10 protein-coding genes are annotated in these 9,959 nt (G+C 73.8%); 3 read left to right on the forward strand and 7 right to left on the reverse strand.

The genetic code is table 11. From position 1 onward, the window contains the following. Positions 1–78: 78 nt before the first annotated feature. From DY240_RS26230 to DY240_RS26260, 7 genes are all read right to left on the reverse strand, one after another. Entirely contained in the window at positions 79–894 is an 816-nt protein-coding gene (locus DY240_RS26230; protein ID WP_119662625.1) for a serine hydrolase domain-containing protein, read from the reverse strand. Between the two features lie 10 nt (positions 895–904). Beyond that, positions 905–2,125, reverse strand: a complete 1,221-nt coding sequence (locus tag DY240_RS26235; RefSeq protein WP_158603012.1) for a Cmx/CmrA family chloramphenicol efflux MFS transporter — start codon at positions 2,123–2,125, stop codon at positions 905–907. Positions 2,126–2,142: 17 nt separating this feature from the next. Further along, complete coding sequence (locus DY240_RS26240; protein WP_119662626.1) at positions 2,143–2,721, reverse strand: TetR/AcrR family transcriptional regulator; 579 nt, start codon at positions 2,719–2,721, stop codon at positions 2,143–2,145. A gap of 146 nt (positions 2,722–2,867) precedes the next feature. Continuing rightward, positions 2,868–4,913, reverse strand: coding sequence for a M3 family metallopeptidase (locus tag DY240_RS26245; protein WP_119662627.1), 2,046 nt, complete (start codon positions 4,911–4,913; stop codon positions 2,868–2,870). A 9-nt stretch (positions 4,914–4,922) separates the two neighbouring features. Further along, positions 4,923–6,074 (reverse strand): Gfo/Idh/MocA family protein, encoded by a 1,152-nt coding sequence (locus tag DY240_RS26250; RefSeq protein WP_199702482.1) that lies wholly within the window; start codon positions 6,072–6,074, stop codon positions 4,923–4,925. Then, the gene (locus DY240_RS26255; protein ID WP_119662628.1) at positions 6,059–6,751 is read right to left on the reverse strand and encodes a ThuA domain-containing protein; all 693 of its coding nucleotides are present in this window, start codon (positions 6,749–6,751) and stop codon (positions 6,059–6,061) included. Before DY240_RS26255 ends, DY240_RS26250 begins: the two co-directional genes overlap by 16 nt. Then, positions 6,748–7,587, reverse strand: a complete 840-nt coding sequence (locus DY240_RS26260) for an amidohydrolase family protein (protein ID WP_119662629.1) — start codon at positions 7,585–7,587, stop codon at positions 6,748–6,750. Before DY240_RS26260 ends, DY240_RS26255 begins: the two co-directional genes overlap by 4 nt. A gap of 103 nt (positions 7,588–7,690) precedes the next feature. On the opposite strand from DY240_RS26260, the gene DY240_RS26265 reads away from it, so the two are divergent. The 3 genes from DY240_RS26265 (at position 7,691) to DY240_RS26275 (ending at position 9,915) form a co-directional block, all read left to right on the forward strand. Next, a complete protein-coding gene (locus tag DY240_RS26265) occupies positions 7,691–8,620 on the forward strand; it encodes an aldose 1-epimerase family protein (RefSeq protein ID WP_199702485.1) in 930 nt (309 codons plus the stop codon). Between the two features lie 4 nt (positions 8,621–8,624). Next, positions 8,625–9,578, forward strand: a complete 954-nt coding sequence (locus DY240_RS26270; RefSeq protein ID WP_119662631.1) for a DNA polymerase domain-containing protein — start codon at positions 8,625–8,627, stop codon at positions 9,576–9,578. A 133-nt stretch (positions 9,579–9,711) separates the two neighbouring features. Beyond that, positions 9,712–9,915: a cold-shock protein gene (locus DY240_RS26275; protein ID WP_119662632.1), complete on the forward strand. Its 204-nt coding sequence runs from the start codon at positions 9,712–9,714 to the stop codon at positions 9,913–9,915. Positions 9,916–9,959 lie beyond the last annotated feature (44 nt).

A 9,959-nucleotide genomic window follows, 5' to 3' on the forward strand; every position in this document is an offset into this window, starting at 1 on the left:
GATCATCGCTCAACAACGACTCACGCGACATGACCCCAACAATCGCGGCCCACACCGCCAATCTTTAGGAGACACGCCCTAGCCCCGCAGTTCGGCGACGACCGCGTCGCTGTACGGGGGCCAGGCCTCGGCCGCCCAGGAGCCGAAGTCGCGGTCGGCCAGCGCGATGCAGGCGGCCCCGAGGTCGGGGTCGACCCACAGGAACGTGCCGGCCTGGCCGAAGTGGCCGAACGTGCGCGGCGAGTTCGTCGCCCCCGTCCAGTGCGGCGACTTGCCGTCGCGGAGCTCGAAGCCGAGACCCCAGTCGTTGGGGCTCTGCATGCCGAACCCCGGCAGCACGCCCACCAGGCCGGGGAACCGCACCGTCGTCGCCTGCCGGACGGTGGACGGGTCGAGCAGGGTGGGCGCCTGCAGCTCGGCGACGAAGCGGACGAGGTCGGCGACGGTCGAGCTGGCGCCGGAGGCCGGCGACCCTTCGTAGACCGTCTCCGTCATGCCGAGCGGGGCGAGCAGGCCGTCGCGGACGTACTCGGCGAACGGGATGCCGGAGCGCTTCGCGACGTGGTCGGCGAGCTGCTCGAAGCCGGCGTTGGAGTAGAGCCGCCGCTTGCCCGGCGCCCAGGCCGCCTTGTGCTCGTCGAAGGCCAGGCCCGACGTGTGCGCCAGCAGGTGCGCGACGGTCGAGCCCTCGGGCCCGGCGGGGTCGTCGAGGTGGACCGCGCCCTCCTCGACGGCGATGAGCGCGGCGTACGCGGTGAGCGGCTTGGTCACCGAGGCCAGCCGGAAGAGCCGGTGCTGGTCGCCGTGCGCGCCGGCCACCGTGCCGTCGGCCCGCACGACCGCCGTCGCCGCGTGGCCGACCGGCCACTGCTCGATGATCCGCACGCTGTCCATGCGCCCGACCCTACGCGTCGCAGGCGGCCAGTGCGGGACCGCCCGCCGTCGCGGGGGCGGGCGTCAGCCGGCGCTCGTGCCGTCGCTCCTGGTCCCACGCGGTGACGGCGATGCCGAGCGCGACCAGCGCCAGCCCGGCGGCCAGCCAGACCGGTGCGACGAAGCCCCAGCCGGCCGAGATGGCGGCGCCGCCGATCCACGGGCCGAGCGTGTTGCCGACGTTGAACGCCGACGTGTTCACGGACGAGGCCAGCGTGGGCGCGTCGCCGGCGACCACGAACACCCGGGCGTTGAGCCCCGGCGCGATGGAGAAGCCGGCCACCCCGACGGCGAACACCGCGGCCACCGCGCCGGCCGTGCTGCCGGACACCAGCGCGAGCACCGTCATCGTGGTCGCCAGCGCGACCAGGCTGCCGACGATGTTGAGGAACAGCCCGCGGTCGGCGATGCGCCCGCCGACGGTGATGCCGACGAAGCTGCCCAGCCCGAACAGCGCCAGCACCAGGGGCACGTCGGCCTCGTCCAGCCCCGCGACGTCGGTGAGCAGCGGCGCGAAGTAGGAGAACGCGGCGAACATCGCCGCCTGGAACGTCGCCGTCGTCGCCAGCGCCAGCCAGATGCGCCGGCCGCGGAACACGCGGACCTCGTCGCGCACCCGCGGCGGCGCGGTGCTCGCCCCGGCGGCGCGCGGGACCATGACCGTCACCGCCGCCGCCGTGGCGACGCTCAGTGCGGCGACCGCCCAGAACGCCGCCCGCCAGCCCAGCTGCTGGCCGACCCACGTGCCCGCGGGCACGCCCAGCACGTTGGAGAGCGTCAGCCCGCCGACCAGCACGGCCAGGGCGCGCGCCGTCGCTCCGGCGGGGGAGATGCGCACGGTGACCACGGCCGCGACGGCCCAGAAGGCGCCCGTCGCCACCGCGGAGACGACCCGGGCGACCATGAGCACCTCGTACGACGGCGCCATCGCGCCCAGCACGTGCCCGGCCAGGAACACCGCCGACGCCGCGAGCAGCGTCGCCTTGCGCGGCAGCCGCAGCGTCGCGACCGCCATGACCGGTGCGCCGACCGTCATGCCGATGGCGAACGCGGAGATCAGCAGTCCCGCCTGCGGAATGCTGACGTCGAGGTCGGCGGCGATCTCGGGCAGCAGCCCGGCGATCATGAACTCGGTGGTGCCGAGGACGAAGATGCTCGCGCCGAGGACGTAGACGGCCGGCGGTACGCGCACGAGGGGACTCCCGGGGGTCAGAGACTGTCGATGAGGGCGTCGACGATGTGGGTGAGGCGGGTGCGGTCCTCGGCGACCCTGCCGACGACGTGGATGCCGGTGAGCGCCGCGTGCACCAGCCGGGCCAGCGCCTCGGCGTCGCGATCGGGCGCGATCTCGCCCGTGCGCTGGCCGCGCTCGATGAGCGCCTTCATGGTGGCGACGATGGCGTCGAAGTCGGTTCGCGTCAGGTCGGCGACCGCCTCGTCGGCGGCGCCCACCTCGACGGCGGCGTTCAGCGCCAGGCAGCCCCGGCGCGCCGGATCCGCCAGCTGGGCGTCGACGGCGCGGAGGAGGAAGCCGCGGATGACCTCGCGCACCGGACCGTCCTGCGCGAGCAGCTCGGCCTGCTCGGTGCGGGTGCGCTCTGCGTAGCGGCGCAGCGCCTGCTCGTAGAGCTCGCGCTTGCTCTTGTAGGTGTTGTAGAGGCTGCTGCGGGCCAGCCCGGTGCCGTGGCACAGGTCCTGCGTCGAGGTGGCCGCGTAGCCGCCCACCCAGAACACGTCCATCGCCGCCTCGACGACGTGCTCGGGATCGAACCCCCTGGGCCTGGCCATGCCCGCCACCGTACCGAGTTCTGTACCGACCTGTCCAGAACTCGCGCAGCGGTCGCGTCGTGCCTCGATGGGTGAGGGATCGGTGTAGGCCTGGCTACCCGGATCCCTCACCCATCAGCGGCCCCGAACGCCCAGGAGGTCAGCGGTCACCGGGTCAGGCCGCGGCGGACGAGCAGCGGCTCGATCTGCGGGTCGCGGCCGCGGAAGTTGCGGAACGCCTCCATCGCGTCGACGCTGCCGCCGCGCGAGAGCAGCTCCTTGCGGAAGTGGTCGCCGTTCGCGCGGACCAGGCCGCCGTTCTCCTTGAACCACTCGACGGTGTCGGCGTCGAGGACCTCGCTCCAGATGTAGGAGTAGTAGCCCGCGCTGTAGCCGCCGGCGAAGATGTGCGCGAAGTACGACGTCCGATAGCGCGGCGGCACGGCCTCGAGGGCGACGCCGGCCCGTTCCAGGGCGGCGGCCTCGAACGCGAGGGGGTCCTCGACGACGGTGCCCGGGGCGATCTCGTGCCAGGCGAGGTCGAGCAGCGTCGCCGCCAGGTACTCCGTCGTCGCGAAGCCCTCGCCCCAGATCTGGGAGTCGAGCAGCCGCTGCACCAGCTCCTGGGGGAGCGGCTCGCCGGTCTCGTGGTGGACGGCGTAGTTGGCCAGCACCTCGGGCCAGACCGCCCACATCTCGTTGACCTGCGACGGGAACTCGACGAAGTCGCGCAGCACGCTGGTGCCGGAGAACGTCGGGTACGTGACGTTCGAGAACAGGCCGTGCAGCGCGTGCCCGAACTCGTGGAACATGGTGTTGACCTCGTCGAACGTCAGCAGCGCGGGCTCGCCGGCCGGCGGCTTGACGATGTTGAGGTTGTTGATGACGACCGGCTTCGTGCCCAGCAGCGCGGACTGCTCGACGAACGAGTTCATCCAGGCGCCGCCGCGCTTGGAGTCGCGGGTGAAGAAGTCGCCGATGAACAGCCCGAGCCCGCTGCCGTCCTCGTCGAACACCTCGAAGACGCGGGCGTCGGGGTGGTAGGCCACGAGGTCGGGCCGCTCGGTGAACGACAGGCCGTACAGCTTGCCGGCGGCGTAGAAGACGCCGTCGCGCAGCACGCGGTCCAGCTCGAAGTACGGCCGCAGCTGCGCGGCGTCGATGTCGTAGGTCTGGCGCCGCACCTTGTCGGAGTAGTGCGCCCAGTCCCACGCGCGCAGCTCGAACTCGTCGCCGATGGCCTCCTGGAGCTTCGCCGCCTCGGCGTGCGCGTTGGCGACGGCGGCCGGCGTCAGCTTGCCGAGCATGTCGTGGACGGCGGCCGGGGTCTTCGCCGTCCGGTCCTCCAGCACGTACGTCGCGTGGTCGGGGTGCCCGAACAGCGCCGCCCGCTCCGCCCGCAGCGTCGCGATGCGCGCGGCGGTCTCGCGGGTGTCGTGCTCGTTGCCGTTGGCGCCGCGGCTCACCGACGCGCGGTGGATGCGCTCGCGCAGGCCGCGGTTGGTGAGCGACGTCAGCACCGGCTGGCCGCTGGGCAGTCCGAGCGTGAGGACGTACTTCCCCTCCAGGCCGCGCTCGCGGGCCGCCTCGGCCGCCGCCGTGACGGCGTCGGCGGACAGGCCGTCGAGCTGGGCGGCGTCGTCGACGACCACGGCCGAGGCGTTGGTGTCGGCCAGCAGCTTGTTCTGGAACGCCGTCTCGAGGGCGGACAGCTCCTCGTTGATCTCCCGCAGCCGCGCCTGCTGGTCGTCGGTCAGCGCGGCGCCGGCGCGGACGAACTCGAGGTGGTAGCGCTCCAGCAGCCGCCGCGACTCGGGATCGAGGTCACCGGCCGACGGCAGCAGCGCCTCGATCCGCGCGAACAGCCGGCCGTCGAGGTGGATGGCGTCGGAGTGCGCCGCGAGCTTCGGCGACACCTCACCCTGGATCTCCTGCACCTCGGGCGTGCTGTCCGACGAGGCCTGGTTGAAGAAGACCGCGGCGACCCGCTGCAGCAGCTGCCCGGACCGCTCGAGCGCGACGATCGTGTTCTCGAACGTCGGCGGCTCGGGGTTCGTGGCGATGGCCTCGACCTCGGCCAGCTGGTCGGACATGCCGCGCTCGAACGCCGGACGGTAGTGGGCGGTCTCGATGCGCTCGAACGGCGGCAGCCGGTAAGGCAGCTCGCTGATCGCGAAGAACGGGTTGTGTGCTTCCGCGCCGGGTGTCTGCATGGCCGCACGCTACCCGAGCAGCGCCGACGGTTCGCGCCCCGGCTCGTCCGTCAGCGGCACCGCCGCCGGCCGCGTGGTCGTCTCGGTGACGGCGACGGCGTGGCCCTCGCGCGCCGACCGCAGCACCGACTCCATGACGTCGAGGACGTGCAGGGCCAGGGCGCCGCTGGTTCTGACGTCGGCCACCGACGGCGCCGTCATGAGCTCGGCGACGCCGAGGCCGCGCCCACCGGTCCGGTAGCCGGCCGCGACCGGCAGCACCTCCCAGTCCGGCCCGCCGAGCCGGTGCAGCAGGACGTCGCCGTCGAACCGGTTGGGGTCGGGCACGACGAGCGAGCCGTCGGAGCCGTGCACCTCGATGCGCTCCGCCCGCGTGGCGACCGCGTCGAAGCTCATCGTGATGGTCGACAGCGCACCGGACGCGTGCGTGAGCACCCCGGTGACGTGGGTGGCGACGTCGACGGGGATCCGCTCGCCGGCTCGTGGGCCACGCCCGATGGTCCGGGTGTCGCGCGGCATGTTGCCGGCGCCCAGCACCGACGTCACCGGCCCGAGCAGCGTGACCAGCGCCGTCACGTAGTACGGGCCCATGTCCAGCAGCGGGCCGCCGCCGGCGGTGTAGTAGAAGTCCGGGTCCGGGTGCCAGCGCTCGTGCCCGGGGCAGGCGAAGGTCGCCGTCGCCGCCGTCGGCGTCCCGACGAGCCCGGCGTCGATCGCGTGCCGCGCCGTCTGGACACCGGTGCCCAGGACGGTGTCGGGTGCGGCGCCGACGCGGACCCCGGCCCGTTCGGCGGCCGCGAGGATCCGCCGTCCGTCGTCCACCGTCACCGCCAGCGGCTTCTCGTTGTAGACGGCCTTGCCCGCCTCGATGGCCGCCAGCGCCACCGGGGTGTGCCCGGCCGGGGGAGTGAGGTTGAGGACGACGTCGACGGCGGGGTCGGCCAGCAAGGTCGCGACGCCGACCGCCGGCACCCCGTCGAGGCCCGCCACGGCCGCCCGCGCCCGCGCCTCGTCCAGGTCGGCCACCGCGGCGATCCGGACGGTGCGCAGCTCGCGCAGCGTGGCCAGGTACTGCCCGGAGATCGCCCCGGCCCCGACGATCCCGACGCCCGCTACCGCTACTCCGGTCGTCGGGTCGTCCGGCGTCATCGACTCGCCCACAGCAGTCCTCTCTCGACGATGGTCCGCACATTCGGGTCGGCGAGCACGTCCGGCTGGTGACCCGGGGTGGCGACGAACACCCGGCCGGCACCCCACTCGCGGGTCCAGACCGCCGGGCAGCGAACCGGCCGGTGCCACGGCTGGTCCGGCCGCGCCGGGTGCGTCGTGGTCGCGAGTACGTCGCTGTACCCGTCGGTGAGCACCCAGTACTGCTCGGTCTCCAGTTCGAAGTCGGCCAGGCCGGCGACGATCGGGTGGCCCGCCCGCTCAGGCACGATCTCGATGCGATGCGGCAGATAGTTGTTCTCCTGGGCGCCCGGCACGCATTCGCCGGCCGGCCGGCTCGGGTGCGTCGCGAACTGGCCGCCGACGAGGTGCAGGTAGTCGGAGCTGGCCCGGAACGCGTCGACGATGCCGCCGTGCCAGCCGGCGAACCCGGTGCCGGCCCGCACCGCCGCCGTCAGCCCGGCCAGCTGCTCGGCCCCGATCTCGCCCATCGTCCAGCACTGGACCACGAGGTCGGTCCGCGCCATGGCCTCGGCGTCGGCGTAGGCGTCCAGCGAATCGGAGACCCGCACGTCGAGCCCGGCGTCGCGCAGGAACGGGATGAACAGCTCCGTCGACTCCACCGGCGCGTGCCCGTCCCAGCCGCCCCGGACGACCAGCGCGTTCCTCATCGTGCGCCTCCGTTCCCGGCGGCGAGGCGGTAGAACCGCCGCGCGGTGGCCGACCGCAGCTGTTCGGCGACCTCGGGCCCGTAGCCGTCGACGACCTCGACCAGCGCGGACCACACGGGGTCGAACCCGCCGGCCCGCTCGGCGATCGGCCAGTCGCTGCCCAGCATCAGCCGTTCCGGCCCGAACGTCTCGACGGCGTGGTCGATCCACGGCCGCAGGTCGGTGCCCGGCGGGGGATACAGGCCGGACACCTTCGCGTACACCCGCGGGTTCGCCGCGGCGGCGGCCAGCAGCTCGCGCCACGGCCCGGCGTCGCCGCCGAACGGCGGCTTGGCCAGGTGGTCGATGACGACACGCAGCTCGGGCAGCCGCTCGCTCAGCTCCAGCAGGACCTCCAGGTGCCGGGGCCGCGTCGCGACCAGGTCGAACGGCACGTCCGCGCGCTCGAGCACCCGCAGGCCCTCGACGACGGCCGGTCGCAGCAGCCAGTCGGGGTCGGGCCGGTCGTGGATGAGGTTGCGGATGCCCACGAAGCCCGGCCGCGCCCTCAGCTCGGCCAGCCGCTCCGCGGCCCGCGCGGGATCGTCCAGCGGCACGTACCCGACGATGCCGAGCACGGCCGGGAGCTCGGCGGCGACGGCGAACATCGCATCGGTGTCGTCGTCGCCGTCCGCGGACTGCACGAGCACCGTCCCGTCGATGCCGTGCCGTTCCAGGTGCGGGACGAGGTGCTCGGGGCCGTAGCGCCGGTGGATGACGGTGTCGGCCGGGTCCATCCACGGGTACGCGACGGCGGCCGGATCCCAGAAGTGCTGATGCGCGTCGATCAGAAGCATGCGGCTCCTCGTCGGCGTTGGTGGCGTCGCCGGCAGGCTACCCGCCGCCGGCCCGGCTACAGTGACCCCGCCGGCCTGCGGACCGCCGGCGCGAGGAGGGGCAGTGGACACCACATCCCGCACGGCGCAGCACGCCACGCACGTGCTCGAGCTCGGCACCACCCGCGCGGTCGTCTCCGAGTACGCCGCCGCGCTGCGGTCACTGACGGTCGGCGGCACGGAGCTGATCGAGCCGCACGTCACCGACGGCCCGCCGCCGCTGGCCGCCGGCGCCGTCCTCGTCCCCTGGCCCAACCGCGTGGACGGCGGGCGCTGGCCGCTCAACGGCGTCGAGCAGCAGCTCGAGGTCACCGAGCCGGCCTCCGGTCACGCGGTGCACGGACTGCTCCTGCGCACCCGGTACGGCCGCGGCTCGGGCACCGCCGCGTCGGTCACGCTGGCCGCCCCGGTCGCGCCGCAGCCGGGCTACCCGTTCACGCTCGAGACCTCCGTCGAGTACGAGCTCACGCCCGACGGCGTCGTCGTGCGGCACCGCGTCCGCAACGCCGGCGCCGATCCCGCCCCGGTCGCGTTGGGCATCCACCCGTACCTGCGCATCGGCGACGTCCCGGTCCGCGACCTCACGCTCACCGTCCCCGCCGGACGCGCGTTCCGCATCGACGACCGCAGCATCCCCACCGGCACGTTCGACGTCACCGGCACCGACCACGACCTGCGTGGCGGCGTCCGCGTCGGCGACGGCCCCGGGCACGCCTGCCTCACCGACCTCGCCGTCAGCGGCGGCGTCGTGACCACCTCGCTGCGCGCCCCGGACGGCCGCACGGTCGAGCTGTGGCAGGAGCCGGCGTTCGCCTACGTGCAGCTGTGGGTCACCGACTACTTCCCGGGCCCGGACGGACCGGCCGACGCCATCGCCGTCGAGCCGATGACGGCGCCGCCGAACGCGCTGCGCACCGGCGAGGCGCTGCGCTGGCTGCTGCCCGACGAGTCGTGGACGCTGACCTGGGGCCTGCGTCTCACCGGGATAGGTTGAGGTCATGAGCGCTGCGGCCGACGAGGAACGCGACGGCGTCCCGCTGACCCACCTCGACCAGCCGCTGTCCGACGGCGACGACGCCACCAAGCGCGACCTCGTCGACTACCTCGACGCCGTGCACGAGCGCATGCTGCCCGGACTGGCCGGCCGGCCGCTGTCGGTGGTCCGGGTCCGGCCCGGCCAGCCCGGCTTCATGCAGAAGAACGTGCCCAAGTACGCGCCGTCCTGGATCCCCACCGTCAAGCTGTGGGCGCAGGCGTCCAAGCGCGAGGTGTCGTACGCGCTGTGCAACGACCGCCGCACGCTGCTGTGGTTCGCCAACCAGCGCGCCGTCGAGTACCACCCGGCCTTGGTGCTGGCCGACCGGTGGGACGTGCCGACGCACCTCATCATGGACATCGACCCGCCCGAGGGCGAGCCGTTCGCCGTCGCCGCGGCCGCCGCCCACCTCGTCCGCCGGGCGCTGGAGAACGACGGCCTCGCCGGCGCGGTGAAGACCAGCGGCTCGAAGGGCGTGCACATCTTCGTCCCGCTGGAGCCGCGGTCGCACGAGGACGTCGCCGCCGCGACCCGCGCGCTGGCCGCGCGCGCCGAGCGGCTGGACCCGTCGCTGGCCACCACCGCCTACATCAAGGAGGACCGCGGCGGGAAGGTGTTCCTCGACTCCACCCGGTCCGGCGGCGCCACCGTCGTCGCCGCGTACAGCCCGCGGCTGCGGCCGGGCCTGCCGGTGTCCTTCCCGGTCGCCTGGGACGACCTCGACTCCGTCACACCGCGCGACTTCACCGTCCACACCGTCCCCGGCCTCCTCGGCGACGCCGACCCCTGGGCGGCGGCCATGCCGAAACCCCAGCGGCTGCCCGCCGACCTCGTCGAGGAAGGCCACACCATCCCGGTCGCCAGGGTCGCCGCCATGCACGAGGGCAAGCGACGCGCCCGGGAACGCGAGCGATAGCGGCCGGTCAGCCGCGTGCTAGGGTCTGCGGCGGTTGAACAGCGGTGTCCCGGACGTGGGGACGACCACCGCGGCAACTCGGGACCGGTCGACGTGGCCGGGCCCGGCAACCCACGAAGAGGAGCAACACAGCATGCCCCAGGGCACCGTCAAGTGGTTCAACGGCGAGAAGGGCTTCGGCTTCATCGAGCAGGACGGCGGCGGCGCGGACGTCTTCGTCCACTACTCCGCCATCAACGCCAACGGCTTCCGCACGCTCGAGGACAACGCGCGGGTCGAGTTCGACATCACGCAGGGCCAGAAGGGCCCGCAGGCCGAGAACGTCCGCACCATCTGAGCGGCGAGTATCGACGGCGGCCGCACCCGGCACCGGGTGCGGCC

This window comes from Jiangella rhizosphaerae, assembly GCF_003579925.1.
In the GTDB taxonomy this organism is placed as follows: domain Bacteria; phylum Actinomycetota; class Actinomycetes; order Jiangellales; family Jiangellaceae; genus Jiangella; species Jiangella rhizosphaerae.